At 51.4% G+C, this 25,603-nt stretch carries 25 protein-coding genes; 16 read left to right on the top strand and 9 right to left on the bottom strand.

Annotated elements, in window-relative coordinates:
• Positions 1–25: 25 nt before the first annotated feature.
• The 7 genes from ACX1DY_RS26580 to ACX1DY_RS26550 all read left to right on the top strand — a co-directional run bounded on the left by ACX1DY_RS26580 (position 26) and on the right by ACX1DY_RS26550 (position 6,687).
• Positions 26–679 (top strand): M48 family metallopeptidase, encoded by a 654-nt coding sequence (locus tag ACX1DY_RS26580; RefSeq protein WP_458967192.1) that lies wholly within the window; start codon positions 26–28, stop codon positions 677–679.
• A gap of 320 nt (positions 680–999) precedes the next feature.
• Positions 1,000–2,931 carry an asparagine synthase-related protein gene (locus ACX1DY_RS26575; protein ID WP_458967191.1) on the top strand — a complete coding sequence of 644 codons (1,932 nt, stop codon included), beginning with the start codon at positions 1,000–1,002 and terminating at the stop codon, positions 2,929–2,931.
• 29 nt (positions 2,932–2,960) lie between these two features.
• A complete protein-coding gene (locus tag ACX1DY_RS26570) occupies positions 2,961–3,086 on the top strand; it encodes a paeninodin family lasso peptide (RefSeq protein ID WP_458967190.1) in 126 nt (41 codons plus the stop codon).
• A gap of 91 nt (positions 3,087–3,177) precedes the next feature.
• On the top strand, positions 3,178–4,098 hold the full coding sequence (locus ACX1DY_RS26565; protein ID WP_458967189.1) for an aldolase: 921 nt from the start codon (positions 3,178–3,180) through the stop codon (positions 4,096–4,098).
• Between the two features lie 15 nt (positions 4,099–4,113).
• Positions 4,114–4,419 carry a lasso peptide biosynthesis PqqD family chaperone gene (locus ACX1DY_RS26560; protein ID WP_458967188.1) on the top strand — a complete coding sequence of 102 codons (306 nt, stop codon included), beginning with the start codon at positions 4,114–4,116 and terminating at the stop codon, positions 4,417–4,419.
• Positions 4,416–4,874 (top strand): lasso peptide biosynthesis B2 protein, encoded by a 459-nt coding sequence (locus ACX1DY_RS26555; RefSeq protein ID WP_458967187.1) that lies wholly within the window; start codon positions 4,416–4,418, stop codon positions 4,872–4,874. The genes ACX1DY_RS26560 and ACX1DY_RS26555 overlap by 4 nt, the downstream gene beginning before the upstream one ends.
• A gap of 13 nt (positions 4,875–4,887) precedes the next feature.
• The gene (locus tag ACX1DY_RS26550) at positions 4,888–6,687 is read left to right on the top strand and encodes an ABC transporter ATP-binding protein (protein WP_458967186.1); all 1,800 of its coding nucleotides are present in this window, start codon (positions 4,888–4,890) and stop codon (positions 6,685–6,687) included.
• A 94-nt stretch (positions 6,688–6,781) separates the two neighbouring features.
• Here ACX1DY_RS26550 and ACX1DY_RS26545 read toward each other — a convergent pair whose 3' ends face one another.
• Complete coding sequence (locus tag ACX1DY_RS26545) at positions 6,782–7,123, bottom strand: nitrous oxide-stimulated promoter family protein (protein ID WP_458967185.1); 342 nt, start codon at positions 7,121–7,123, stop codon at positions 6,782–6,784.
• 210 nt (positions 7,124–7,333) lie between these two features.
• Here ACX1DY_RS26545 and ACX1DY_RS26540 point away from each other — a divergent pair, with 210 nt between their 5' ends.
• A complete protein-coding gene (locus tag ACX1DY_RS26540; RefSeq protein ID WP_458967184.1) occupies positions 7,334–7,837 on the top strand; it encodes a hypothetical protein in 504 nt (167 codons plus the stop codon).
• A gap of 324 nt (positions 7,838–8,161) precedes the next feature.
• Here ACX1DY_RS26540 and ACX1DY_RS26535 read toward each other — a convergent pair whose 3' ends face one another.
• On the bottom strand, positions 8,162–9,346 hold the full coding sequence (locus tag ACX1DY_RS26535) for a nucleotidyltransferase domain-containing protein (protein WP_458967183.1): 1,185 nt from the start codon (positions 9,344–9,346) through the stop codon (positions 8,162–8,164).
• A gap of 136 nt (positions 9,347–9,482) precedes the next feature.
• Positions 9,483–9,902 carry a GNAT family N-acetyltransferase gene (locus ACX1DY_RS26530; protein ID WP_458967238.1) on the bottom strand — a complete coding sequence of 140 codons (420 nt, stop codon included), beginning with the start codon at positions 9,900–9,902 and terminating at the stop codon, positions 9,483–9,485.
• 174 nt (positions 9,903–10,076) lie between these two features.
• Between ACX1DY_RS26530 and ACX1DY_RS26525 the strand changes: the two genes are divergently transcribed.
• On the top strand, positions 10,077–10,520 hold the full coding sequence (locus tag ACX1DY_RS26525) for a HEAT repeat domain-containing protein (RefSeq protein WP_458967182.1): 444 nt from the start codon (positions 10,077–10,079) through the stop codon (positions 10,518–10,520).
• A 4-nt stretch (positions 10,521–10,524) separates the two neighbouring features.
• On the top strand, positions 10,525–11,121 hold the full coding sequence (locus ACX1DY_RS26520) for a hypothetical protein (RefSeq protein ID WP_458967181.1): 597 nt from the start codon (positions 10,525–10,527) through the stop codon (positions 11,119–11,121).
• 60 nt (positions 11,122–11,181) lie between these two features.
• Here ACX1DY_RS26520 and ACX1DY_RS26515 read toward each other — a convergent pair whose 3' ends face one another.
• Positions 11,182–12,723 (bottom strand): acyl-CoA synthetase, encoded by a 1,542-nt coding sequence (locus tag ACX1DY_RS26515; RefSeq protein ID WP_458967237.1) that lies wholly within the window; start codon positions 12,721–12,723, stop codon positions 11,182–11,184.
• 360 nt (positions 12,724–13,083) lie between these two features.
• On the opposite strand from ACX1DY_RS26515, the gene ACX1DY_RS26510 reads away from it, so the two are divergent.
• Together ACX1DY_RS26510 and ACX1DY_RS26505 are read left to right on the top strand one after the other, a co-directional pair.
• Positions 13,084–13,650 (top strand): GNAT family N-acetyltransferase, encoded by a 567-nt coding sequence (locus ACX1DY_RS26510; RefSeq protein WP_458967180.1) that lies wholly within the window; start codon positions 13,084–13,086, stop codon positions 13,648–13,650.
• A gap of 54 nt (positions 13,651–13,704) precedes the next feature.
• Complete coding sequence (locus ACX1DY_RS26505) at positions 13,705–14,421, top strand: hypothetical protein (RefSeq protein WP_458967179.1); 717 nt, start codon at positions 13,705–13,707, stop codon at positions 14,419–14,421.
• A 124-nt stretch (positions 14,422–14,545) separates the two neighbouring features.
• On the opposite strand, the gene ACX1DY_RS26500 is transcribed toward ACX1DY_RS26505, so the two are convergent.
• A complete protein-coding gene (locus tag ACX1DY_RS26500; RefSeq protein WP_458967178.1) occupies positions 14,546–14,671 on the bottom strand; it encodes a DUF4023 family protein in 126 nt (41 codons plus the stop codon).
• A 164-nt stretch (positions 14,672–14,835) separates the two neighbouring features.
• On the opposite strand from ACX1DY_RS26500, the gene ACX1DY_RS26495 reads away from it, so the two are divergent.
• Both ACX1DY_RS26495 and ACX1DY_RS26490 read left to right on the top strand, forming a co-directional pair.
• Complete coding sequence (locus tag ACX1DY_RS26495) at positions 14,836–15,483, top strand: TetR/AcrR family transcriptional regulator (RefSeq protein WP_458967177.1); 648 nt, start codon at positions 14,836–14,838, stop codon at positions 15,481–15,483.
• A 15-nt stretch (positions 15,484–15,498) separates the two neighbouring features.
• The gene (locus ACX1DY_RS26490) at positions 15,499–16,701 is read left to right on the top strand and encodes an Acg family FMN-binding oxidoreductase (protein ID WP_458967176.1); all 1,203 of its coding nucleotides are present in this window, start codon (positions 15,499–15,501) and stop codon (positions 16,699–16,701) included.
• Here the strand turns inward: ACX1DY_RS26490 and ACX1DY_RS26485 are convergent.
• Genes ACX1DY_RS26485 through ACX1DY_RS26470 form a run of 4 tightly spaced genes read right to left on the bottom strand, consistent with a single transcriptional unit; the run spans position 16,698 to position 21,707 of the window.
• Positions 16,698–17,522, bottom strand: coding sequence for an ABC transporter ATP-binding protein (locus ACX1DY_RS26485; protein WP_458967175.1), 825 nt, complete (start codon positions 17,520–17,522; stop codon positions 16,698–16,700). The genes ACX1DY_RS26490 and ACX1DY_RS26485 overlap by 4 nt on opposite strands.
• On the bottom strand, positions 17,519–18,574 hold the full coding sequence (locus ACX1DY_RS26480) for a FecCD family ABC transporter permease (RefSeq protein ID WP_458967174.1): 1,056 nt from the start codon (positions 18,572–18,574) through the stop codon (positions 17,519–17,521). The genes ACX1DY_RS26485 and ACX1DY_RS26480 overlap by 4 nt, the downstream gene beginning before the upstream one ends.
• A 34-nt stretch (positions 18,575–18,608) precedes the next feature.
• A complete protein-coding gene (locus ACX1DY_RS26475; protein WP_458967173.1) occupies positions 18,609–19,676 on the bottom strand; it encodes a FecCD family ABC transporter permease in 1,068 nt (355 codons plus the stop codon).
• Positions 19,677–19,682: 6 nt separating this feature from the next.
• Positions 19,683–21,707 carry an iron-siderophore ABC transporter substrate-binding protein gene (locus ACX1DY_RS26470; RefSeq protein WP_458967172.1) on the bottom strand — a complete coding sequence of 675 codons (2,025 nt, stop codon included), beginning with the start codon at positions 21,705–21,707 and terminating at the stop codon, positions 19,683–19,685.
• 496 nt (positions 21,708–22,203) lie between these two features.
• On the opposite strand from ACX1DY_RS26470, the gene ACX1DY_RS26465 reads away from it, so the two are divergent.
• Positions 22,204–24,027, top strand: coding sequence for a cache domain-containing sensor histidine kinase (locus ACX1DY_RS26465; protein WP_458967171.1), 1,824 nt, complete (start codon positions 22,204–22,206; stop codon positions 24,025–24,027).
• Positions 24,020–25,546 carry a response regulator gene (locus ACX1DY_RS26460; RefSeq protein WP_458967170.1) on the top strand — a complete coding sequence of 509 codons (1,527 nt, stop codon included), beginning with the start codon at positions 24,020–24,022 and terminating at the stop codon, positions 25,544–25,546. Before ACX1DY_RS26465 ends, ACX1DY_RS26460 begins: the two co-directional genes overlap by 8 nt.
• Positions 25,547–25,603 lie beyond the last annotated feature (57 nt).

Raw genomic sequence — 25,603 nt, 5'->3', positions numbered from 1 at the left:
CAATTCTACAGAAATGATGGTGGCTATGCAGATTCAGCTTCAAGATCAAATCATACAGCTTCACGTTCAATATGCGAAACGGAAGAAAATCTCCCTTCAAATAGATATGCTGGGACTGATTACAGTTAAAGCCCCTACGGGCATAAGCGAGGAACTGATTCTGGGCGCAGTGCAGCGCCATGAAGAGTGGATTCTGGAGAGTCTGCGCAAGATCGCAGCGGCCCGGCAGGTTCCGGTGCCCAAGGAGTATCAGGAGGAAGGCAGATTCTTGTACCTTGGTCAGGAGTATCCACTGCATGAATTGATTGAGATCGGAGAGCAGGATGGAGAGAAGCTGAGGCTTGCGCTGAAGAAGTTTTATTTTGCCAGCCTGAAAAGGATTATTGCCGAACGGATCACCGGGTACCAGACGATGCTGAAGGTCAAACCCAAGTCGATTGAAATTGTAGAGTCCCATACTAAATGGGGGAGCTGCAGTGCGGACAAAAAGCTGACCTTCAACTACCGGCTCGCGATGGCACCGCCCGAGGTGATCGACTATGTTATCATTCATGAGCTGTGCCACCTGCTGCATATGAATCACGACCGCTCTTTTTGGCGGCGTCTCGGAAGTATTATGCCGGATTACAAGGAGAAGGAGGCTTATCTGGCCCGGCACGGGCAGTTTATGACACTTTAGGTATAAGTTCTTGTGCCATGTCAGAAGGTCCCATAGTCTCAACTCCCAGAAAATGTTTCCAATTAACCATAACATAACCTCTATTTCCTGTTCAAATGGGTCTGCAATAACCTTTTTTCCTAGCTCAATACCACAGAAATTCAACTGCGTCAATACGCTAAAGGATACCTAATTGTACCCGCTGGTGTTATTCACATTTAATAGGAAGAACGGTATCTTATATATTAAGAAATGTTCTTTATTAAGAACTATGAGAAAGCTTAGCTTGGGTGCTTTAGACAAGCACAGGGGAGGCTTTTGAACCAGGTGGGGGTCTTACGATGAGTGCGATTGCCGGAATCTATCATTTGCAGCATCAAACGTTGGACCCGCAGTTGGGACTTGACCTTATAGAGCAGCTTAAGCGTTACCCGGCTGATGATATCAGTGCGTGGCAGAGCAAGGACATTTACCTTGGCTGCTTGTCGCAGTGGATTACTCCTCAGTCCGTGGGAGAGACGCTTCCTTATTATGATTCTATGCGCAGGCTGGCTATTACGGCTGATGCGATTATTGACAACCGGGAGGAGCTGTGCGAGCAGCTTCACGTGCCGCATGGGGACAGAAAGTCCATACCGGACAGTCTGCTCATTCTGCTGGCTTATGAGAAATGGGGCGATCAGACTCCGGTCCATCTTGTCGGGGACTTTGCCTTTATGATCTGGGATGAAGAGAAACGGTCGCTGTTCGGGGCCAGGGATTTCTCCGGGAACCGGTCGCTGTACTTCCGCCGGTCCGGGGGACTGTTCTCCTTCTGTACCGTCATCCACCCGCTGTTGTCTATGCCTGGGGCGGACCGGTCGCTGAATGAGAGCTGGGCATCCGAGTTCCTGGCGATCCAGACACGGACTGATGTCACGGACCTGTTCTCTACCGTCTATCAATCAGTCGAGCAGCTGCCGCCGTCACATTCCATATCAGTAAGCGGCGGGAACATCGTGTTCTCCCGCTATTATACACTCAAGGCTCCGCCGGAGCTGCGTTTACGCTCAAGCGGGGAGTATGAGGAAGCCTTCCGTGAAGTCTTTGGGCGTGCGGTGCGGGACCGGCTTCGGACTCATTTGGCGGTTGGCGCCAACCTTAGCGGGGGTCTCGATTCAGGATCGGTGGTCAGCTTTGCCTCTGCCGAGCTTCGCCGCCGGGGCAAGCCTCTTCACACCTTCAGCTCTTATCCGGTGGACAGCTTTGTCGATTTCAATCTTGGCAAGCGTGTAGCCGATGAACGTCCCTATATCCAGGAGACCATCAACTATGTAGGCAATATTCAGCCGAGCTTTCTGAACTTTCCCGAGCTGAGCCCCTACAGTGAAATTGACGAGTGGCTGGATATCATGGAGATGCCTTATAAATTTATTGAAAATTCCTATTGGCTAAAAGGGATCTTTGAGCAGGCGCAAATGAAGAACATCGGCGTGCTGCTCAGCGGACAACGCGGCAACTGGAGTATTTCCTGGGGGCCGGCCCTGGATTACCAGGCCAAGCTGCTTCGGGAGTTCCGGTGGCTGACCTTTTACCGGGAGAACAAGCAATATAATGAGTCGATGGGCGCGAACCGCAGGAAGGTGCTGCAGATTGTCGGCAAAAAAGCGTTCCCGTCTCTGACGCGGCTGCTGCGGGCCGGGCAGGAAGCACCGCTGGAGCTGATTCATCCTGATTTTGCGAAGCGTACGGAAGTGCAAGAACGGATAAACAGGGCAGGGGTGAACAGCGGTTCAGCTTCCCAGACGATCTATGATATACGCCGCAAGCATTTTGAACAGCCGTATGTCTGGAATGTCAACGGAACGGTGGCCACTAAGCTGTCGCTGAAATATCGGGTGTGGGACCGTGATCCCACAAATGATCTGCGTGTTATCCGCTTCTGCTTATCCGTGCCGGAAGGCCAGTATGTGCAGAATGGGGTGGACCGCTCACTGATCCGCAGGTCGATGAAGGGGCTGCTGCCGGACGAGGTGCGCCTGAACCGGAAGCAGCGCGGCGTTCAGGGGGCGGATGGGATTTACCGCATGCTTCCGCAGTGGAATGCTTTTCTTCAGGAGCTCAGGGAGATGATCAAGGACCCGCGCACCTCCTCTTACCTCAATAGTACCGGGCTCGCCGGATGCTTGAACCGGCTGGGTAGTGAGCCCGCACCAAGCATGATTTTCAACTCGGATTTTCGCCTTCTGACACGTGGACTTGTATTCTACCGTTTCTTGAAGCGTCTGTCCTGATGAAGCAATGCCTGAAAGGGGGTGAGAATATGAAGAAGGAATACAGCAAGCCTGAATTGGAAGTGCTCGACGTCAAAATGACAATGGCTGGACCTGGTGTCGCTATCGTTGACTCATTCCAGGATGATCCAGATGAAATTCAACACTACTCCTAAAATTTCTGGTTCTTGCAGCCCTCATCCCCCTGTGCTTGCTGAGGGGGATAAGGGCTATCTTTTAATAATACGGTGATATGGAGTGAACCGCATGGAGAGTACCGTTCAAGGTCTGGCCTACCAGGCATTTGGCCTGCAGATTCACAGTGAATTTCCTTTGCCGGAGCTTCCCCTCACGGATAAGATGGGACTGGCCGGCAGCGTATCGGTGGTTCAGGCAGACCTGGCAGAACGCTGGCAAGCGATACCGAAGGTTACGCCCAGCCTGGGAGTGTCCGGGAAAGAGGTAATGTTCGAGGCCAAGGGTACGGCTATTTTTTCAATTCAAGACGGCAATACCATCACGGTATCTCCTGCACCGGAAGCAGACCCGGACTGTGTCCGTCTGTTCATTCTGGGAAGCTGCATGGGTGTGTTGCTGATGCAAAAACAGATTCTCCCGCTTCACGGCAGCGCGCTTGTAATTGGCAGCCAGGCTTACGCGCTGGTTGGGCGTTCAGGAGCAGGCAAATCGACGCTTGCTTCCTATTTGATGGATCAGGGCAGCCCGCTGATCAGTGACGACGTTATTCCCGTTATGGTGCAAAATGGACATCCATTAGCTATTCCAGGTTATCCGCAGCAGAAGCTGTGGCAGCAAAGCTTGGACTATTTGGGAATGAATTCGTCCCTCTACCGTCCGCTTTTTGAGCGGGAGACCAAATTTGCTGTGCCGGTGCATGACCGTTTCCATAGTGAACCTCTGCCGCTCGCCGGAGTGTTTGAGCTGTCGGTGACCCAGGAGGGGCCAGTCGCCCTCCAGCCGATTCAGGGCATGCAGCGGTTTCACACGTTATACAATCATACCTATCAAAGAGCAATTGTGGACCGGATTGGCATCCGTGAATGGCATTTCGGCATGCTGGCTTCGTTCATTAACCGGCTCCCGATGTACCGTCTGACCCGGCCTGAGCAAGGCTTCAACGCTCCGGCGCAAGCAGCGCTTATCCTTGAAACGATTGGCAACAAGTGAAGGAGAGATAACCCAATGAATATGAAGCCAGCAGATGTATTGTCCCTTGAATCGGTGCTCGTGCAGCGCGAAGGCAATATTGCCAGCGACATGGATGGCGAGAAGGTCATGCTGAATGTGAAGAACGGAAAATACTACAACCTCGGAGAGGTTGGGGGAGAAATCTGGACGGCGCTGTCATCGCCGGTTACTGCGGGCCGGGTAGTGGAGATTATTCAGATGAGCTTCGAGGTGCCGGAAGAGCTTGCCCGTCAGGATGTGTTTGCCTTTTTGCAAAGTCTGCTGGATGAGGATCTTGCCGCAGTAGTAAGCCAGCCATGACCACCCTCCGGCGCATGCGTAAGCTGCTGACCCATGACAAAGCCGCCCTGGCGCTCATTCCTGAGGCGCTTTGGAGGCTTTTTCTTGTGAGAATCCAGCTGTTGTTTCCTTTCGCCAGGACAGCACCACAGCTTGGGATACAGTCCCGGGAGACCCCGGCAGTGTCCAAAGATGTTGATATTTCCCGCATCCAGCATATAACCAAAGCCATCCGGGTCATGAGCCGTTATACCCCCTGGAAAAGCACCTGCATGGTCCGAGCGGTAGCGGGACTCAAAATGCTCGAAAAACGCGGGATCGAGAGCACTCTCTACATGGGGGTTGCCAAGGATAAGCAGGGCCGGATGATTGCCCATGCCTGGCTGCGCAGCGGGGCTTATTATGTCTCCGGCGATGATGCCATGAAGGGGTTTGTCGTGGTGGAGAAATTCGCCAAAGTGTTACATGCCGAGTAATCGAGGTGGTTCCATGCAAGTCATAATCCATTATATCCGGCAGCTTCAGCGCTTGTCCGGGGTCAAACTTTATCTGAATCTATTTGGTATGGTGATCAGCGGTTTACTGGAGAGCTCTGCCATGCTGCTGCTGGTGCCGATGCTGGGTATGGCGGGTATTCAGCTTGGGGGGGCTTCGGCGGGTTATAATCTTCCAATGCTCGGCTTCATATCGGAGCTGCCGCAGACGTCAGCACTAATGCTGGTGCTCGGTGCCTATGTGCTCATCGTTCTGTGCCAGAATCTGATCTCACGCTCTGTCGCCGTGCGGAACGTGGATATTCAGCAGACCTACAGCCGGCAGTTGCGATATGAGGTGTACAGCGCGTTGCTGCGGGCCGAGTGGTCTTTTTTTCTGAAGAAGCGCACCTCCGACCTGATTAATGTAATGACCACCGAGATAGCGAGAGTGCTGGCGGGAATCAGCGCTTTTCTGCAATTCCTGACTTCACTGCTGTTCACGCTGGTGCAGATCGGCTTCGCCTTCTGGCTGTCCCCTACAATGACGCTTTCCGTACTCGTATGTGCCGTCCTGTTATCCTTATTCTCACGCCGCTTTATCCGCAAGGCCAAGAAGCTGGGCAGCCGCAGTTCTGTGCTGGGCCGGCAATATCTGGCCGGGATTACGGATCAATTGAATGGCATCAAGGATATCAAAAGCAACAATCTGGAGTACTCGCGGCTGAGCTGGATGCATGAGTTCACCGGCGAGGTCAAGGGCGAGCAACTTGATTATACGCGGCTGCGCTCGAACTCCCAGATGCTCTACAAAATGTCCTCCACGCTGCTGATCGCGGTGTTTATCTTCGTATCTTTCCGCTTCCTGCATGCGGAGGGGCCGAATCTGCTGCTGGTGATTCTGGTCTTTGCCCGGCTGTGGCCGACCTTCTCCGCGCTGCAGTCCCTAATGGAGCAGCTCGCTTCTGTGCTGCCTTCCTTCAAGCAGCTGCAGCTGCTTCAGGAGGAATGTCTGCAGGCTGCGGAGCATGGTGCACAGGGGGGAGAGGGAGCCGAGGTGACTCCGCTGAGCCTGAAGACGGGTCTGGAAGCGCGGGGCGTTGATTTCCGCTACCAGCCGCAGGAGCCGAAGTATTCACTGCAAGATGTGAACGTGGTGATTCCGGCCAACCAGATGACGGCGATTGTCGGACGTTCAGGCGCAGGCAAAAGCACGCTTGTCGACCTGCTCATGGGCCTCATGCAGCCGGAATCGGGCGAGATTCTGGCGGACGGGCAGCCAATCACGGGGGAGAGGCTGCTTCCTTACCGGCGCTCGATTGGCTATGTGGCGCAGGACCCTTTTCTGTATAATGCAACGATCCGCGATAATCTGACGATGATCAAGCCGGATGCAAGCGAGGAGGAGCTGTGGGAGGCGCTGGAGTTCGCTTCATCGGCAGACTTCGTCCGCAAGCTGCCTGAGGGGCTGGATACGCTGCTCGGCGACCGCGGCGTCCGCCTCTCCGGCGGAGAACGGCAGCGGCTCGTGCTGGCCCGGGCGATCATCCGCAAGCCGTCCATTCTCGTACTGGATGAAGCGACAAGTGCGCTGGATACAGAGAACGAGAAACGGATTCAGGAGGCACTAGAGCGCTTGAAAGCTTCAGTAACGGTAATTGTCATAGCCCACCGCCTGTCCACTATCCGGGGAGCGGATCAGATTCTGGTCATCGACCAGGGCCGGGTCATTCAGCAGGGCGTGTATAACGGCCTGGCCTCCGAGACAGGCGGCATGTTCAGCCGTCTGCTCAGCAGCCAGGAAGAAGCGATGTAGGAGGGAATGGGGAGCGGCTACAGCTCTGGAATTTCAACGAAAAAAAGGATTCTAATGCACAGAGTGCAGCAGAATCCTTTTTTTGTGCAGTGGGTTATTTTCTTAACTTGCCTGGTATTGGGATGTGCCTAATTGACTCAATTGGATGATAGAGCAGCATCCACGGACCTGAGTAACGCATAATATCCTTAATTCTTTGACGGTAATCCTGTTTGTAACAATGGATAGGGCACTTTGCACAAGCCGTTTTCTCTTCACCGAACGGGCAGAGGGATAGTCTATGTATAGCATAATCATTCAAGTCCTGACATTCCGCGCATAGCACTTTTTGATGATGCTTTTTCTTGCAGTATATACGAATCATTTTTGATACAATTTCTTTTTCTTTTCGGATTTTCAGACCATCGTTCAACTGCCGTTTTACTTCTATTGTCATGTTGGAAAGATCCCTTTCAGGTGGTATAAACAATGCACTATGCATTAACTATATCATCTAATTATTTAAGAAAACGGGTATGTTATTTTACAGTTCTGAGGCAATTTCATGTTGTATTGTGTTTACTATGTAGACGACTTAAAATAAGGATGGAACATATGTTTGTGCATATTTTGTGAGATCTAATTGGGAAGCTAGGGTGATAAAACGATGTCAGAGGTTATAGATTTACTTGAACAAAAGCTTAAATCAAATGACTTGGACTTTATGAAAAAGCCTATTTTAATCGGTGGAATGGCTATGGAATATTACGGGATGCGAAAGTCTGGTGCAGATATTGATTTGCTGATTTGCGACGAGGATTATCAATCACTTGCTATGAAAAAACCTGATAAAAGGAAGGATTTATACGGCGATTTAGGCGTTGTTATTGATTCATTTGAAATATGGAGAAGTATAGCACTTTTAGATTATGATTTTTATCTTAAGGACGCCATTGATGAAGGAGTTGTATTTGTTGTTTCGCTAGATAGATTGCTATTCATGAGGGTTATTGCTATGGATGTTGAAAAATACATGAACGATTTGAAGAGGATGAGAGAGTATTATTACGAAAATTTTCGTAATCAAGCTTTTTTGCAAGAAGCGGAGAAACATATATCATCTTATGAAAAAAATAATGGCGTAGTATTTGAAGGCAACTATATTGATTGATGGACAGGAGAAGTAAGAAAATAAAATGCCTACTGGCTGTGATATACAATTGTAAGGTCAGCCTGTCTCTCTAAAATGCAAGATAGCTGCACTTTGTGCAGCTATTATCAGCCGGAATAGCTATTTTTGAGAGATAAATGTAGTTTCTGCAATTAAAAATGTGGAAGATGAGCCATTCCGCTGATTTCAGCCCATATACCTGTATGAAATACAGTTATCCCCCCGATGTCCCTCGATAGCGAAACTTTAGCTGTACGAAGTACAGTTTAACCATTAATTGAGCGACTCGGGCGGGATGACCGGACAGCAGAGATATAGGCTTGTTCACTTTTCCCCGCCGCTGACCTTACGCCAGGTCCACAGAAAGGGACGCAGCGGGAAATACAGCACATGCAGCGGCTTCGGCAGCGGGAGTGTCTTCGCATCCGCCGCATATGGATACAGAAAGCCGGCCATATACAAGAACTGATGCCAGCGCGTCATAATGGCTGGCTGATAATATTTGTAATGCCGCTCGACCTCCGGCTCCAGGGGAGGATTATGCAGGTTGACCATTCGTGTCACATAGAAAAGAGCAAGCTGGGCAATACGGCGGGACTTCGGTCTCTCCGTGAGACTGGATAGAGCGGGCGCGACAGGCGCCGCCAGCAAATCGGCGGCAAGCAGCAGCGCCTGCCCGCCAACATCGGTGTAATTATATCGCTGCAGCAACCCGATTAACCTGGCGGGGTCCGGTTTTTGCAGCAGCAACTGCTTGATATCCAGCAGCCATCTCAGCCTGGACCAGCCATGTCTGGCCCCATGGGCGGCAAGGAAGAGGAACAAATCCTCTTGACCTAAATAATGGACGTGCTGCCCGAAGTGGCTGCTGGTCCGCGAGCGTTCCCACAGCTCGTCGAACCCCGGCTCCTTGGACGGACCCGGGCTTAATCTCCAGTGAACCTCCACCTTGATGTTTTTGCCGGGATGATTGAATGTGGTATGATGCTCTCTCCATTTCCAATCCCCCAGAATACTCTCGAAATCCTCTTCCTTCACATACCCAAGACGGACCAGCAGCGCTTCCGTTTCAGTGAGCTGTGCCATAGGCACCAGAAAGTCGAGATCACGTGAGGTCCGCTGCGAAATTTCGCCGTAAAGCTCCTGGGCGAGCACCGGTCCCTTCAGGAATAGAGAACGTATATGCAGCTTGGCAAGCTCCTCGCCGATAAATCCCATTTCACCGCTGAGCTGTAGCATTTGCACAGTGTTTCTGCGATACTCCCATTTTAAACGCTGGGTGACCGTGGCAGGCACACACTCTTCACGCATCCGGCTAAGCTTGGGATAGATGTACGGAAACACACGATGATGCAAGGACAGCCGTACCCATAGCTCCCAGTCGATATCCTTGAATAATTGCGGATTCTGTTCCGCCGTTTCATTGATGTCGTCACTATTAAGAACTGCAAGCAGAAGCCACAGCTCCTTGGACAAGTTTTCCTTATCCAGGCTATACCCGTCAGTCATAGGAAATCTCCTTAATTGGATTTGTAACGTTTTGACGGTGAATTTGTGTAAAAACAGTTCGGTGTAGAGAACGCACTGTGAGCGTACCATCGTTTACAGAAATCTGTCAATTTATTGGGTGATCTGCTGTGGCGGCCTACAGATTCTTTTTCAAATAGTAGTGGTTAAAGCCTCCGGCATTTGGAATGGTGCCATACACCTCGAAGCCCTGTTTCAGATAAAAATCCAAGGCTTGAAAACTCAAGGTGTCGAGTTTGATGAAATCGCAGCCTTTGGACCGGGCAAGCTGTTCGGCTTCGGATATAAGCATGCTGCCATAACTGGATTTGCGGCAGGCCTCCTCCACGAACAGGTACTGCACCTCCAGCCAGTTCCAGCAGATTTCACCGATCAGGCCGCCAAACGTCAGGCCTTCGGCATTTTTTAGCAGCAGCTGAACCTCCTGGTATCTGCCCTTTAATGCGTCAGGGAAATGCTGCCGGTTGAACTCGATCATTTTATTCGTTACATAATTCTTGCCTTCAGGCGTTGATTCGTGAGAAATAAAAAGCTCCATCATGTAATTTTTCCTTTCACTTTGAGTGGATCCTAGTAGCTTAAGCTTATCATACGCTGCGGGGGCTTGGGGATAAATACGGTTCATTCCGCGAATTTGTCCAAAAGATTGAAATCAAGGAGTGCAGTAGGGTAGAATTGGGACTATATTTAACCAAGAAGGGGATTGTATCGTTTGAATAATGAAGAAGTGAACAACGGGCTGCCGGAGAATTACGCAGAACTGAAGAAGGCTGCCGGACGCTCCGCCGATTGGAGAGCGCGTCTTGAGGCCGTGGAGGAGCTTGGCCGCCACAACCACAAACAGATTATCGACATCCTGAACCGTCTGATGGTCAGCGATCCTGTATATACCGTTCAAGAAGCTGCATACGAGAAGCTGAAGGCCTTCGGCGAAGATGTAAAGGTACCGACGAAGAACAAAGCCGAGCTGTTCAAAGGCATATCCAAGATTGTGCTGCGGATCAAGAAAAGTCTCCCGAGAGACCATTCGTATGAGGAGTTCAAGGAGAAGCTGAAGAAGATGCGGATTGACGTCTACGATGCTTATGAAGGTGAGAAGGGCGAGAATTTTGATGCCTGGCTTCAGAAAATGTGGGCTTCTGCCACTAAAGGATGATGATATGCTAAACCATCCATCAATCGAACGGTTAACCGTCAAATTTCAGGAATACCTTAAGCTATCAAGCGGGCTGCGCCCCGGCTATACTGCCAGTCTGGGAACCGGCGGGGAGAACGTGACGGCCAAGCTGGGCAGTCTGATGCCGAGTGTGCCGGATGTATTGCAAGCGATTTACAGCCAGGTTTCCGGTACAAGCAGCAAAGAAGAGGAGCCGAACCTGATCGAGTTCATTCCGGGCTACAGACTGATCCATATTGATGAATACGAGCAGGAAATCAAGGTGCTGGAAAGTATTCTGGTGGAAAAAGGCTACAGCGGCGGAGGCACAGTGCTGCCGCTCCTGACCAACTACGGGAGTGATTTCATCTGCTATTTTCAATCGGAGGATGGCGTAGAACGGGTATGCGATCTGCTGCATGACTACGGTGATCTTGTAGTGATGTACGACTCCCCGGAGAACTTTCTGGAGACACTCTGCGAGTTCTATAAGCAGGAGGTTTATTTTGTGGATGAAGAGGGCTATCTGGACTGCGACCTGATCAAAGAGGGCGAAGTAGGCGCGGCTCTGAATCCTGAGGCGAATTATTGGTCGGAATAACAATACAAACGGGTACCCTTCAACATGCGGGGTACCCGTTTTGTATCAGCAGGCCTGGTGTTACTTCTGAGCGGCCTTCTTTTCCTGTTCACGCAGTGCGACTCTACGGATCTTGCCGGAGGCGGTTTTCGGAAGATCGGCGATGAATTCGATTTTACGCGGGTACTTGTAGGGAGCGGTCCACTCTTTGACGGAGGATTGCAGCTCCCGCACCAGTTCAGGTGTACCGGTGTGGCCGTCTTTCAGTACAACGAAGGCCTTTACAATTGAGCCGCGAATTTCGTCCGGACTGGCCACAACGGCACATTCCTTGACCAAAGCGTGCTTCATCAGAGCTTCTTCTACTTCAAACGGTCCGATGGTATAACCCGAGCTGATGATAATATCGTCACCCCGGCCCTCGAACCAGAAATAACCTTCCTCATCCTTCCGCGCCCGGTCCCCGGTGATAAAATACTCCCCATGCGAGCTGTCAGCCTTCCGTTCAGGGTCCTTGTAATAGCTCTTGAACAAGGCTGGCATGCTAAGATGCACGGCAATATCTCCAACCTCTCCCGCAGGCAGCGGGTGGCCGTCTTCGTCCACGACCTCTACAATGCCCGGTGCAATCGACTTGCCCATTGAACCGATTCGCAGCGGTTCATCCTTCAGCGCCGCGATGATCAGCGTGCTCTCCGTCTGCCCGTAGCCATCGCGGATCGTAATACCAAAATGCTGCTGGAAGGCGTTGATTACCTCCTGGTTGAGCGGCTCGCCGGCGGACACTGCGCAGCGCAGCTTCGACAGGTCAAACCCTGGCAGCCCTTCCGTCTTGGCCATCAGGCGGTATTCCGTCGGTGTGCAGCATAACACCTGGATGCCCTGATCCTGAAGCAGCTGCAAATAACGGTGCGGGTGGAAAGAACCATTGTAGACGAAGCCTGTTGCGCCATTGCCGAGAACGGTCAGGAACGGACTCCAGATCCATTTTTGCCAGCCTGGTGCGGCGGTTGCCCACACGATATCCGACTCCTGAATATCGAACCATAGCGACGAAACGATCCGCAGATGGGCGTAACCCCAGCCGTGGGTATGAACGACAGCCTTAGGGTTGCCGGTCGTTCCAGAAGTATAAGCCAGGATGGCGATATCATCGCGGCGGCTGGCAACGGTAGGGAAGTTATCCGGCTGGCCGTCCATCAGGCTCTCAAGACCCGTCCATCCGCCCTGCAGCTCATCTTCAGCGCCGCCAACGGAGAGCCGGTAATCCAGTGCAGGCAGATCCTCGGTGATTTTATTGACTTCTCCGGTTACCTCCGACCAGACAATAACGGCTCTGGCTTCGGAGTGCCGCAGGCGGTAGGCGAGGTCCTTGGCCCGCAGCATTTCGGAGGAAGGGATAACAGCAAGCCCCAGCTTCAGGCAGGCCAGATAAATAACGTAAGCGATAATGCGGCGCGGTACCATTACGAGCACCCGGTCACCTTTCTCAAGCCCAAGCCCGGACAGTCCTCCGGCAAGCCGACCCGCCTGCTTCATCAGCTCACCGTAAGTGATTTCTTCATAATCCCCATTCTCATGCAACCATTTAAGCGCAATCTTATCGGCAGGATGCTTCTCCATTTCCGAAGTGATATTGTAGAATTCAGGTGCAACCCAGCGCGCATTCTCCACAACGAACCTCTCCTATCTCCTATATAAACATAATGGTTTCTAATATCTACAGTATAGCACGTTCTCCTAGTACCAGGTTCTAAATGGAAGGGGTGTCAGTAGCGAATGTTCTGTGACTATTTTCAAAAATATAAGAAAGTATAAGTTTCACGCTATACTTTATCCTTATATTTCTCGCTGAAACGGATACCTGAAAGCGATACAGAGTATCGCTGCTTCGGAAGCATAGGCTCCTTTTTAAGGACGGTGTAGCCGTTTATACTTGTTTGCTATAATACAGAAATTAACCAGAAAGCAGGTAGAAAATTAATGAACCCTACAGCGTTTGATGAAATATTCGCCATAATGGAAGCTTCCTTTCCAGTAAGTGAGATCAGAACCTATAGCGGGCAAAAGTCCTTGCTGGACAATCCGAATTACCGCCTGTACATCGAGCGTGATGCTGAAGGCAGGACAGTGGCTTTTTTAGCGGCTTGGGAGTTCCCTGAACTAAGGTTTGTTGAGCACATCGCGGTGAATCCGGAAATTAGAGGCGGCGGAATCGGCAAAAAGCTGATGAATTCATACCTTAGCCTCTCGGACAAGCCCGTTCTGCTGGAGGTGGAGCCGCCGGAAGGTTCGCCCCAGCAGCGCAGAGTCGGCTTTTACGAGCGTCTGGGCTTTCATCTGAATCCTTTTCCTTATGTGCAGCCGCCGCTGCGTGAAGGCCAGGCCGATCTGCCGCTGATGATCATGACCTATCCCCGGGCTGTAAGCCAGCAGGAATTCGAGCGGTTCAGAGAAATTTTGTACACTGAGGTGTATAAAGTACCGGCAGCCGGTTTGGAATCACTTCTTTACAATCACGATACAAGTTCGAAACAAGTTCATGATTAAATTGAATCATAGCAAGGCACACAATAATATGAACTTACAAGGAGACGATATGTAATGAAAAGCAAAAAAATGATCATAGCAACAATGGTATTCGGAATGGCAGTGACAGGCTCGGCGGGGGTATATGCGGGAACAAATATGCAGAAGATCAGTGCATACCTGAATCACAGCATTGGCTTTACAGTAAACGGAGCAGAATATACACCAGTGGATAACAATGGAAAAACGCTGGCCCCAATCACTTACAAAGATACGACTTACCTGCCTGTCCGTGCGATGGCGGATGCGCTGAAGGTGCCGGTAACCTTCGATCCTTCAACCAATCAGGTGGTTTTGGGTTCATCAGCAGAGACAACAACGCCGGGTAACGGTTCAGCGATCACTTTGGCACCGATCCAATACAGCGCCGCACAAAAAGAAACAATCACCAAGGCCTTCGCAGCCTTCCAGGGCTTTGAAACTGCTTATGCACCGACGCAAATGACCAGCGGAGATGTTTTCCAGAAAGCAGCCCAAGGCTCCGATGGCGTAAGATTCCTCTTCAAACATATGAACGTGGAGATTTCACCACGGGACTACTCCTATGATTACAAAGGTACGACAGTGAAGCTTTCGACCGGAGCAGAAGGCAAATGGTATACCCCTTCGGATATCCCGATGCTGACCTTCAAGCTGGATGACCGTTACGTTACGCTTAGCTCGCCGGACAAAACACTGAGCAAGGCAAAGCTGGAGAAAGTGGCTGCAAGTGTTGCTAAACTGAGCAAATAAGATTATTCAATCCGAGGTGTAGAAAAAGGGATGTCCGTCGAAGCCAATCATTTGGCTTTGCAGGCATCCCTTTTGTGCAAATATAGATATATCCGGCTGAATCGGGCGCGGCCGTTCCCGGCGCTTATTTGTTCGTGCTATGCTGTTTGTTCGACAGTCTCGCTTCCGGCGAGCCTTTGCCGCGGCGTTTGTTTTTCTCGGCCTTCTTCATATTCTCCCGAAACTTCTCCACGAATTCGTGTGTGTCCATCGTTGCCCTCCTAATAGTTGTCCCAGACCTGCTGTTACTGTGTCCACTTCTGGTAAAGTTCATTCACTGTAAGGAATCTTACAGACAGGAGACTTGACTTGAACGCGAAGTAAACTTATAGTTTACTTAACGACACTATAGTGCAAAATCAAGGAGGGGACAGGATGGGAAGCGGAGAGCGCAGAGAGAAGGAGAAGGAAATCCGCAGGAACGATATTATCGAGGCGGCAGAAGCGGTCTTTTTTGCCAAGGGATATAATCAGGCGACTATGGATGATGTAGCCAAGGCGGCAGAGTTCAGCAAAAGAACCTTATACGTCTATTTCAGCAGCAAGGAACAAATCTATTTTGAGATTATGACCCGGGGCTACAGGCTGATGCTGGAGATGCTGCGGCAAGACATCCGTGAGAATCCGGCTGCCAACGCTTTGGGGGGTATTCGGCAGATGGGCGATGTATTTTACCGGTTCAGCAAGGAGCATCCTGAATATTTCGAAGCGATGATTCAATATGAGACTGCGGAGATTGACTTCATTGCCGAAGCTGCTGACAAGACGAGAGAAGAATGTTATGCCCTGGGGGAAGAGATCACAGAGTATTTAATTACGATGCTGCGGCGGGGAATGGACGAGGGGGTTATCCGTAAGGAGCTTAACGTTGTACATACCGCACTTATGCTGTGGTCGAGCGTCATGGGGGTGCTGAACACAGCGCTGAAGAAGGAGAATTATCTCCGCCACATGCATGCGACAACGCCGGATGAGCTGGTTACGACAGCTTTTAGCCTAATGGTTGAATCTATAAGCGTATAGAAGGGGTGTTCTCAAGTGAAAGGGAAGAAACGGGGGAAAAAGATTATGTTGGTCGTTGTTTCGAGCATTGTCGGTCTGGTTGCTATCGTATTTGCTACCTTGCTGCTTGTCAGTGGAGTGTTCACCCAGCAGCGTTATTTGCAGCCCTGGAAACCCGGCTATTCCGCGAAAATGACTGATCCAAGACTGCAGCTAGCCGCTCATGGTCTGCTCGCCGCCAGCGGGCATAATATGCAGCCTTGGCGGATCGAGCTTGATCCTAATAATGACATGGTTTTTTCGCTGTATGCGGACAGCTCCCGGGTATCTCCGGCAGTTGATCCCGACGCACGGCAGTTTATGGTTTCACAGGGAACCTTTCTGGAGTACATACGGGTTGCCGGAGAGAAGCTCGGTTATGACGCTGCCATTAAGTTGTTTCCTGAAGGGGAGTATGAGGAGAGCAGGCTTGCCGAGAGCATGGACAGCAAACCCGTTGCAAGAATCACCCTCACGAAGATCAGCGCCGCTGCCGGGCCGCTCTATCCTTATTTGTTCCAGCCGGATACGAACAGGGGAGGTTATAAGGCAGATCCGCTTACTGATTCGCAAGTGCAGGAGTTAAAGGGCGTTAATGATGACAGTAATATGACCATTGAGATTTTCCAAGATGCCGCTAACATGAAGAAGCTTGCAGACTATGCCAATCAGGCGGCTAAGGTAGAGGCGGGTGTTGGCCGTGTAATGGAGGAGTCGGCCCAAATCTTCCGTCCTAATGAGCGGGAAAAGAATAAATACCGCTACGGCTTCTCCGTGGAAGGCCAAGGAACCAGTGGGCTCATGCGCCATATCCTGCAGGGCGCTGTAACTCTGTTTCCGTCTCTGAACAAGGGGCAGGCTGCTTCCGACCAGCTTATCCAGTCTACGGAAGCCTCTGTGAACAAAACGCCTGCTTATGCACTGATTGTCAGCGGCGATAACAGCCGCACAAGCCAGGTCAGAAGCGGGATGCTGTACAGCAGGCTAATCCTGACCGCCCACAGCTTGGGGCTGGCTATGCAGCCGTTAAGCCAGGCCATCGAGGAATATCCTGAGATGAAAGGGATCTACAGTGATATTCACCGAAGCTATGCCCCAGGCGGCGGGACCATTCAGATGCTCGTACGTCTGGGAACCCCGCTTACCGAGGTGCCATTAAGCATGCGGCGGGATGTGCAGGAGTTAATCATCAACAATTAGATTTTACCAACGGGAACGACCAGCGGAGTGCCTGTAACCGGGTCTTCAATGATTTTGCATGATAGATTAAATACATCCTGGGCCAGTTCCTCCGTAACAATGTCCCGGGGATGGCCCTGTGCGACAATTGCACCGTCCTTCATCGCAATGAGATGTGTGGCGTATCTGGCTGCATGATTCAAATCATGCAGCACAGCCACCAGCGTACGCCCCTTCTTGTTCAGCTCCGTAAAAAGCTCCATCAGCTCAATCTGGTGCGCAATGTCAAGAAACGTCGTAGGCTCGTCCAGGAGCAGCAGAGGAGTCTGCTGCGCCAGCGCCATTGCGACCCACACCCGCTGGCGTTGGCCGCCGGACAGCTCATCCACCAGACGATGCGCCAGGCTGGTTGTGCCTGTAGCCTCCATGGCTGCGGCAACAATATGCTCGTCCTCTTCCGTCCACTGTCTGAAAATGCTTTGGTGGGGATAACGGCCGCGTGCCACCAGATCGGATACCGTAATGCCTTCGGGAGCGATGGCCGTCTGGGGCAGCAGCCCTAGCTTACGGGCAACCTCCTTTCCCTTACAGGCCGCAAGCTCCTTCCCGTCCAGCATAACAAGCCCGTGCTCCGGCTTCAGCAGCCCGGACAATGCGCGCAGAAGCGTAGACTTCCCGCAGGCATTCGGACCGATAATGACTGTAAAAGAATTCGGCGGTATTGCCACCGACAAGTTTTTTATAATAGCACGCTTGTCATAATTGACGGTCAGGTCCTTGGCCCACAGCGGCGAAGCACCAGCCATGCTGTCTTGAGCGTATTTTTTTTCAGATGTTGTCATGTTTGTTCCTTCCTTTTCCTGGCCTGCACGAACAGCAGCCACACCAGATAACCTCCACCCAGCGACAAAGTTACGACGCCAACCGGAAACACAGTTCCACGGATAAGCCGCTGCGCCAGAAAGTCTGATCCCAGCAACAGCAATGAGCCCATTGCAGCTGCCGGGATCAGACTATGCGATGCTCCCGCAAGCCGTCTAGCCATCTGGGGCGCTGCCAGAGCAACGAAGGAAACCGGGCCCATAACAGCCGTAGGTACAGCGGTTAACGCTACCCCCGTTGCAATGAGCAGAAAACGGGACTGTTCAACCACGACGCCATGCGCCTTGGCCGTATCGTCTCCCAGCTCCATTTCCCGCAGCGGTCTCGTCTGGAGGATGGCCCCCATAAGAAGAGCGATTACCATAATCGAAGCTGGCATTACCTGTGACCAGTCCACTCCGTTTAAGGAGCCAACGCCCCACGCCGCGGCTGTAAATGCCGCATCCGGCTCGCTGCGCAGAAGCAGCATGGAATTAAGGCTACCCAACATGGCGGATATTCCAATCCCGACGATAATCAGGCGGAAGCCTTTGGACCCGCCGCGAAACGCCAGCACATACACGATAACAGCCGTTCCGATACCGCCGATTATCGCACCTGAAGCCACCGCCGCAAAGGAAACCGCTCCTGTACCAAGCAGCACCAAAAGCGCCCCCGTATAGGAACCGGAAGTAAACCCGATAATGTCGGGCGAACCGAGCGGGTTTTTGGTCAGCGACTGAAAAATCGCCCCGCTGGCTCCAAGTCCCGCCCCAAACACAATCGCAGCAACGGCCCTTGGGAGCCTCCATTCCACCACAACGGTCCGGGCTATGCCTTCGGCATGACCCGTTATTGCCTTGAACACATCAACCACGCTTACCGGCATCGTACCAACAGTCAGCGAAAATACTCCAACCGCGATGACTACTCCAAGCATCGCCAGTGTGGCCAGCATCGCCTTGACCCTCAGCCTGATCTTCAGCGGCCAGGCTAGTACCAGCTCGCGGCGGCCATATTGAACGGGTCGCAATCGTCTCATCTCCCTTATGTCGCCATCAACCCGCTTAGAGGTCGCTTGCTTTTTTTCTTCGAATCAGCAGAATCAGTATGGGAGCGCCGAGGAAAGCCGTAATGATGCCCACTGGAATTTCGGCGGGCGGCATCAGCACTCTGCCGATGACATCCGATACGAGTAGTAGAAGCGGTGCCGCCACCAATGAATATAGAAAAATCCAGCGTTGATCCGGACCAATGATCCAGCGGACGCTATGCGGCACCATCAGGCCGATAAACCCGATGGGACCGGCTACAGCAGTCGCTCCGCCAGCCAGAAGGGTAACGGCGATCAGGCAGATCAAGCGGGTACGATGAATATGTACACCCATGGAAGCGGCCCGTTCATCCCCAAGGGCAACTGCATTAAGCGCCGGCGATACGGCCAGGGCAAGCAATACTCCAATCAGCATAAACGGCAACACCGGCCATAAATCACTCAAGCTTCTTCTGGCTAATGAACCCACGCTCCATTGCAGCATTTGGGAGAAAGCTTCGCTGTTCATCATCCGAAATACGGTTGTAATCCCGCTCAAGGCCGCTCCAAGAGCCACTCCCGCCAGCGTAATCTGCACCGGAGTCGGCGAGATTCGCCCAGCACCGCCGCTGATGATGTAAACGGCAATCGTAGTAAGAAGGGCCCCCGCAAAGGCAAACCACATATAACCGGATAGGCTCGATACAGAAAATAAGCCTATCCCTGCCGCTACAGCGAACGCTGCGCCTGCATTCACACCCAGAATTCCGGGATCGGCAAGCGGATTTCGCGTAAAAGCCTGAATAAGCGCACCGGACAAGCCCAAAGCGCTGCCAACCGCCAAAGCGAGCATTGTACGCGGTACCCGCGACTCCAGCACCGCTGTATGGTCATAACTTCCGTCAGGGGATGTCAGTGCGGCCCATACGGTAGCAGCAGAAAGCGGCTTGGCGCCAACCATCAGGCTGATCACCATGCCGCCCGCCAACAGGACCAGCAATGCCAGCAGGCCCGTTGATCTTGTTATTGCCACTCTCGTGTTCTGCGCATTTCCGGCTTCCTCCGGCCTATCCTTTTTCATTGATCGACTGGCTGATGCCACAACAGCTTACTCCTTTCCTTTCAGCGCATCCGCGAATTGAGGAACGAGATTTTCCACTGTCCACAGCAGGGCAGGGATGCTTCCCGTCGAAAATGCACGTGAGGATTGCCGGTCCAGCACCAATCCTCTTCCAGCAGCTACTGAAGGGATTTTTTGAAACAATGCCTGTTCAGTTACTGCGCCCGGTTCCACACCGATTGGCACAATTACGGTCAGATCCGCATCCAGAAGCTCCAGTCGTTCATCAGCTACTTTAATGGCAAAGTTGGAGTTCTCTATTGCTTCGATTTCCGGCTTCGTAACAAATCCGAGACGCTTAACGAAATCAATGCGCGTGCTTCCTGTTACATAGGCGCCAAATCCGCTGGTCTGGTAGGAACCAACAACTGCTGTTTTGCCGGCAAATTCCGGATGCTCGCTTGCAGCCTTGGCGAACGCTTCATTCACCTTTGCCAGCAGCTCCTCGCCTTCTTTCTCCTTGTTCAATGCTTTGGCAATAATGCGAAGCTGGTCCTCGGAGGAAGTTTTGTAACGGTCCGCTCCTTTCGGAATGCCGATGGTAGGGGCAATTTCGGTTAGGCGCTTGTAACGCTCCTCATCACCGGAAGATTTAACATCAAGAATCAGGTCCGGCTTCAGGCTTGCAATAAGCTCGTAGTCTGGCTCCAGCGTTCCAATAATTGTTGGTGAAGTATGATAGCTGCCTTCCAGCCAAGGCCCCACACCGTCGCCGCCGAATGCTACCCAATCGCTGGCCCCGATCGGTTCCACTCCAAGACTAAGAACTGTTTCCGCATCTCCCCATCCAAGCGCAACGATTTGTTTCGGCTCTGCCGTTATTTCTACCGTCCCGAACTTGGTATCAATAGAGGCATGATAAGGCTGTGATGCTGCCGTCTCCTCCGCAGCAGACTGAACGGCTGCGTTTTGCTGAGTAACAGCAGAGTTTTGGTTCTCGGGCGCATTCTTTGCCGCTCCATTAGAACCGCCGTTCCCTGCCGAGCAAGCGCTAAGCGCCATAGTAAAACATAGCAGCATGGTTACTGCCCACTTTTTGCTGCGAAACATTGGTGAATCCCCCTCTTTGGTGTACAAATAAGAATGATAATCCTTATCAATACTATACTGTGCCCAAAAAGGCTCTCCAATGTCATATCGTGCCAACCCTGATGTTATATATGGACACTCAGAGACATAGCGGTTTTCGTTTCGATAGCGAAGAGGGGATGTGCCGACATGCTTTTTGAACATTTTGCTGAAATAATAACTGTCGGGCTGCCCGATGCTTTCAGCTATTTCCTGAAGAGTGGCATCTGTTGTGACGAGAAGCTCCTTGGATTTCGTAATCCGCAAATGAATAATGTAATCAATAGGGCTTTTCCCGGTCTCGTTCTTGAATATTCTTGAAAAGTGGCGTGAGCTGCAGCCGAGCCTTGCCGCGAGCTCCTCAAGCGTAATGGACCGGGCATAATTAGCTTGCATGTATTGAATTGCCCGGGATACCAAATCATTGCGGACAAGCAGTGCTCCTCCGGCGTTGGCCTGATGAAGAACCTCGTATACAAACTGGTACATCAGCGATTTTACGCGAATCTTCTGAAGCTTGTCCTGTGCCTGGCTTTCCCAGGCCGCAAGCATCTCCTGAACCTGATGCAGCAAAAAGGCCGAAGATATCGGGGCTATGCTGTAGCTTTGATGATATGCGCCGTTTCGCTCGTTACCAGATAATAATCTATGCTTAATCAGTTCGGGCAGAGTAGCGCCATAATAAATCAGATAGTACTCAAAGAGGGTTTCAATTTTGTCTATCGCAAGTACACTGCCCTTAATACCATGCAGGACAAGAAAACGCTTGACGGGCTGATCGGCATCCTCCAGACGGATTGTCGCTGCTCCTTTTACTGCGTATAAAAAACAGTTTGCGGGCAAGCGGTACGATCTTGCTTCCCCCTCATATTGCACAATGCGGCGGATATCCAATACATTGATGTGCGAATAGCTCCAAACGAGCAACTGCTGGCCCGCTTGCATGATATGTCCACCTCCTCGGTCTCACGTGCTGTTGCTATATAAGTTGAACTTTAGATTTTTATATTAGGGTACTAGTCGTAACTGCGGGGAATGTTTGGACTTCCGGCCGCTGCCCGCCTGCAGATTTCTTGATTTATACCGCTCTTCGCGGTGGAAATCGGCAGACAAAGGCGGTCGCTTCCGCTCCGTAAGTATCCAAACTTCCCCTCCGTCACTTCTGCCCTTTTTATTCTTTTTTCAAGTTCAACCTATATAGAACTATTATATTATAATTGAGAACAATTCTCATTACAAAATAATGAAATTCTATGGAACAGACTGATAGAGGAGGCTTCCTGCCTTTACTTTTTACAGTAAACCTTTATTTTTTACCCTATTTGCGTAAGTAGGCCATAGCTTATTGTTGAAGTATATAAGTTGAACTTGAAAGCCGACAAAACATATATAATGAAGTGTAGTTCATTAGGCAACAAGAGCAGGAGGGACATCTGAGATTATGCTGCTTCCGAAATGGTATAAGAAGCATTTTAAGAACAATCTGTTTATGAAGATCATCCTGATTTTCTCCATTATAGCTGTGGTCACCACGATTACGTTCTCCTACCTGATGTTCCTCTTAATGTCGCAGCCTGTAGTGCAGAGGCAATTGGATATCCAGAAGCGGACCGTCGAAAGCGTGAACAATTATATTCAGAATAAATACGATGCTGTGCAGACGATGATGCGCGATGTCTACAGGGACAGTGAGCTTGCATCCAATACATCTTATCTGCTGGAGCATCCTTATCAGGACTATGTAACCTACAGGCTGGACCGGTATCTGAATGAGAGCAGCATCACTACAGACAGCGTGCAGTTCTTTCGAAATCAGATGGAGGATGACCCGGATATACGCAGGCTGCTGCTCTACAGCTCTGCCAAGCAGCAGTTGTATGTGTTCAATGAACGGAAAAATTTCAATATTATCTCCACCAACGCGGCGCGTTCGCTTGTCCCGGATGCCTTGTATCTGGAAGAAGCCAGCAGCGTGACAGCTCCGAACATCTGGGTCCGCAAAACCATATCCCTCGCGGATTCCCCCATGTTCTCGATCCGGGTGCCTATCAATGACAAGCAGTCGCTGCGCAATATCGGGCAATTGCTGGTGTTCTATGATGCGGAGCATATCTGGGAGAGTATGGGCGACTACAAGGATGATTTCAAAGGCAACATTGTTGTGCTCTCGGCGGACAACGATGTGTTGTTCGACAGCTCGGGGAAGCTCTACGGCAAGAAATACCCCTATCCTGAACAGGTTGAAGCGATCTTCTCAGACGGTGAAGAAGTAAACGGGATGATGATTACGAAGCTGACGCACAGCCAGGGCGGCTTCACGGTGCTTAGCGCAGTCCCGGAGCAGGAGCTTGCAGCGACTTATAGAGGTCTGCGCAACATGATTATTATCATCTGCCTGATCTGTATTCTGTTTGCGGTGATTACGCCATCCCTGTTCATCAGCAATTTCGCCTACCGGGCGCATAACATTATCCGCTTTACCCGCAAGGTGAAGAATGGCGACCTTGCCGCCCGGATCACAGATGTGAAGGAAGACGAGCTGGGTCAAATCTCCAAAAGCTTCAATGATATGCTAGATGAGCTTAATCTCTATATCGACCGTGTCTTTAAGGCGGAGATCAAGCAGAAGCACAGCGAAATCTCGGCGCTTGAGGCGAGAGTCAACCCGCATTTCCTATACAATACACTGGAGGTAATCCGCATGCGCGCCATCTCCCAAGGGGCGCCCGATGTAGGAGAGATGATCTACAGCCTGTCTGTTCTGTTCAAAAGCTATGTCCATCCCAAGAGCAAGCACACTATGAAGGATGAGCTTGAAGCCTGCCGGCTGTATCTGGAGCTGTTCCGCATCCGGTACAAGGACAAATTCTCCTATGAGCTGCATTGTCCGAAGGAGCTGGAGGGGCGGGTAGTCCTGAAGATGTCACTGCAGCCCATCGTGGAGAACTATATTCTTCACGGGATGAGAACAGACCGGAGCGATAATCACATCTCTATTCAACTGGTCAAGGAAGGCGAGATTCTCCGCGCCGTGGTAGCGGATAACGGCCGGGGCATTCAGCCGGAGCGGCTGCAGCAGATCCAGAGTGGTCTGCTGCATACAGACGGCTCCTCGCAGTCTTTTGGCCTTCGGAGCATTCATGAGAGAATGATGCTGCTGTACGGAGCGCCGCATGGGGTCCAGATAGAAAGTGTAGAAGGTCTTGGGACAACTGTGACCGTATGTTTTCCCGATTTGGGAGAGGAGGAGCCAACCTATGTATAAGGTATTCATCGTGGATGACGAACCGTTTATTATTGAAGGACTATACGATATCGTCGATTGGGCCGGAATGGGGATGGAGATTGTCGGCCGGGCGGAGAACGGGCAGGACGCGCTGGAAGCGCTGACCTCGCTCCGTGCAGATATTCTGATTACCGATATTTCCATGCCGCTGATGAACGGGCTGGACCTGATTCGCGCCGTCCGCAAGATTCAGCCGGCGCTGAAGGTCATTATTCTCAGCGGGTACGATGAATTCGGTTATCTCAAGGAAGGCATGACGCTGGGCATCGAGAATTACCTGCTCAAGCCGATTAATCTGGAAGAGTTCAAGGCTACGCTAAGCAATGCTGTAGAGAAGCTCAACATGAGCAAAGCCGAAGATGAGATGAACGCGCATAGCATTTCGATATTAAGAGACAACGTGATGCACCGCTGGCTCAAAGATCAGATTGCTCCGAAGGAATTCCACGAACGGGCGGAGCTGCTGGGCATACAGATGAACAAGCCTCTGCTGCTGGCCGCATTGCTGCGCCCGGGCACGGGCTTCGGCAGTGCGGAATTCCTCAAGGCGGTAGGGGAAGCGCTTGCCGGCAGCAGCTCTATCATTCTGTTTCAGGATATCGAAGGAGATGCTGTGCTGCTGCATGGTCTAAGTGAATACCAGCGCGGGAAGGAAGAGGTGGAGCGCTGCCATGAGCGGCTGATTGGACAATTGTCCTCCTTCCAGCCGCTCCGGCTCTCGCTTGGCTCCGTTGTGGAGACCGAAGGGGGCGCGGCCCAGAGTTATGCGCAGGCGAAGAAAGCTCAAGAATATTTCGTGCTGTTCCCGGAGCGGAGCTTGATCCGGTATGAAGAGATAAGGAGCCGTACTGAAGCGGACGGGCGGGAAGTCACCCAGAATTGGGAGCAGGTGCAGCGGCTGATTCTGGCCAAAGACAAGGAGGCGCTGCTGCGGCGCATTGACGAGCGCTTTGAGCAGCTGCGGCATATGGAGGGTGTCACACCGGAAATCCTGCAGGATTTTTCCATGGAATGGCTGATCCGTTTCAAGATGCAGCTCAAGGAAATCAGACATGCAGAAGAGCCGGAGCTGTACCAGGAGGGCTTCCGCAGAATCCGTGAGACGGCGTCGATCCATGAGTGGATATATATTTTGAAGGAAGCGGCAGCGTTTACAATTGATCTGCTGATCCGCGATGTGAAAAGTCCGGTCGTACAGCAGGTGCTTAATTTTATCCATAAGTCCTACTCGGAGGATATTTCGCTGAAGACACTCGGTGCGCAGTTCCATATCCATCCGGTATATTTGGGGCAGCTATTCAGCAAAGAGGTGGGGGATACCTTCACGGAATATATCAACCGCTACCGGATCGAGAAGGCGAAGGAAGAGCTGCGTTATACCTCCTGCAAGGTCCAGGAAATCGCCAGGAAAGTAGGCTACTGGGAGACAGGATACTTCTATAAGCAATTCAAAAAATATGTGGGCATTTCACCTACCGAATACAAGGGGCTTGTCTAGCGGACGTTCGCCGGGCAAGTTCTTTTCTTTATTTTCTACAGGATTTATTTAGTTTAG

It is taken from the genome of Paenibacillus sp. BAC0078 (assembly GCF_054483875.1).
Note: the sequence above shows the minus strand (reverse complement) of the source record. Positions and strands in the feature narration are given on the sequence as shown.

Coding starts and splice junctions, on each gene's coding strand:
- ACX1DY_RS26580 (WP_458967192.1), top strand. CDS start 26: ATGCAGATTCAGCTTCAAGATCAAATCATACAGCTTCACGTTCAATAT.
- ACX1DY_RS26485 (WP_458967175.1), bottom strand. CDS start 17,522: ATGACAACATCTGAAAAAAAATACGCTCAAGACAGCATGGCTGGTGCT.
- ACX1DY_RS26460 (WP_458967170.1), top strand. CDS start 24,020: ATGTATAAGGTATTCATCGTGGATGACGAACCGTTTATTATTGAAGGA.
- ACX1DY_RS26495 (WP_458967177.1), top strand. CDS start 14,836: ATGGGAAGCGGAGAGCGCAGAGAGAAGGAGAAGGAAATCCGCAGGAAC.
- ACX1DY_RS26540 (WP_458967184.1), top strand. CDS start 7,334: ATGTCAGAGGTTATAGATTTACTTGAACAAAAGCTTAAATCAAATGAC.
- ACX1DY_RS26550 (WP_458967186.1), top strand. CDS start 4,888: ATGCAAGTCATAATCCATTATATCCGGCAGCTTCAGCGCTTGTCCGGG.
- ACX1DY_RS26575 (WP_458967191.1), top strand. CDS start 1,000: ATGAGTGCGATTGCCGGAATCTATCATTTGCAGCATCAAACGTTGGAC.
- ACX1DY_RS26565 (WP_458967189.1), top strand. CDS start 3,178: ATGGAGAGTACCGTTCAAGGTCTGGCCTACCAGGCATTTGGCCTGCAG.
- ACX1DY_RS26465 (WP_458967171.1), top strand. CDS start 22,204: ATGCTGCTTCCGAAATGGTATAAGAAGCATTTTAAGAACAATCTGTTT.
- ACX1DY_RS26500 (WP_458967178.1), bottom strand. CDS start 14,671: ATGGACACACACGAATTCGTGGAGAAGTTTCGGGAGAATATGAAGAAG.
- ACX1DY_RS26560 (WP_458967188.1), top strand. CDS start 4,114: ATGAATATGAAGCCAGCAGATGTATTGTCCCTTGAATCGGTGCTCGTG.
- ACX1DY_RS26535 (WP_458967183.1), bottom strand. CDS start 9,346: ATGACTGACGGGTATAGCCTGGATAAGGAAAACTTGTCCAAGGAGCTG.
- ACX1DY_RS26520 (WP_458967181.1), top strand. CDS start 10,525: ATGCTAAACCATCCATCAATCGAACGGTTAACCGTCAAATTTCAGGAA.
- ACX1DY_RS26570 (WP_458967190.1), top strand. CDS start 2,961: ATGAAGAAGGAATACAGCAAGCCTGAATTGGAAGTGCTCGACGTCAAA.
- ACX1DY_RS26470 (WP_458967172.1), bottom strand. CDS start 21,707: ATGCAAGCGGGCCAGCAGTTGCTCGTTTGGAGCTATTCGCACATCAAT.
- ACX1DY_RS26510 (WP_458967180.1), top strand. CDS start 13,084: ATGAACCCTACAGCGTTTGATGAAATATTCGCCATAATGGAAGCTTCC.
- ACX1DY_RS26555 (WP_458967187.1), top strand. CDS start 4,416: ATGACCACCCTCCGGCGCATGCGTAAGCTGCTGACCCATGACAAAGCC.
- ACX1DY_RS26515 (WP_458967237.1), bottom strand. CDS start 12,723: ATGGAGAAGCATCCTGCCGATAAGATTGCGCTTAAATGGTTGCATGAG.
- ACX1DY_RS26530 (WP_458967238.1), bottom strand. CDS start 9,902: ATGGAGCTTTTTATTTCTCACGAATCAACGCCTGAAGGCAAGAATTAT.
- ACX1DY_RS26505 (WP_458967179.1), top strand. CDS start 13,705: ATGAAAAGCAAAAAAATGATCATAGCAACAATGGTATTCGGAATGGCA.
- ACX1DY_RS26545 (WP_458967185.1), bottom strand. CDS start 7,123: ATGACAATAGAAGTAAAACGGCAGTTGAACGATGGTCTGAAAATCCGA.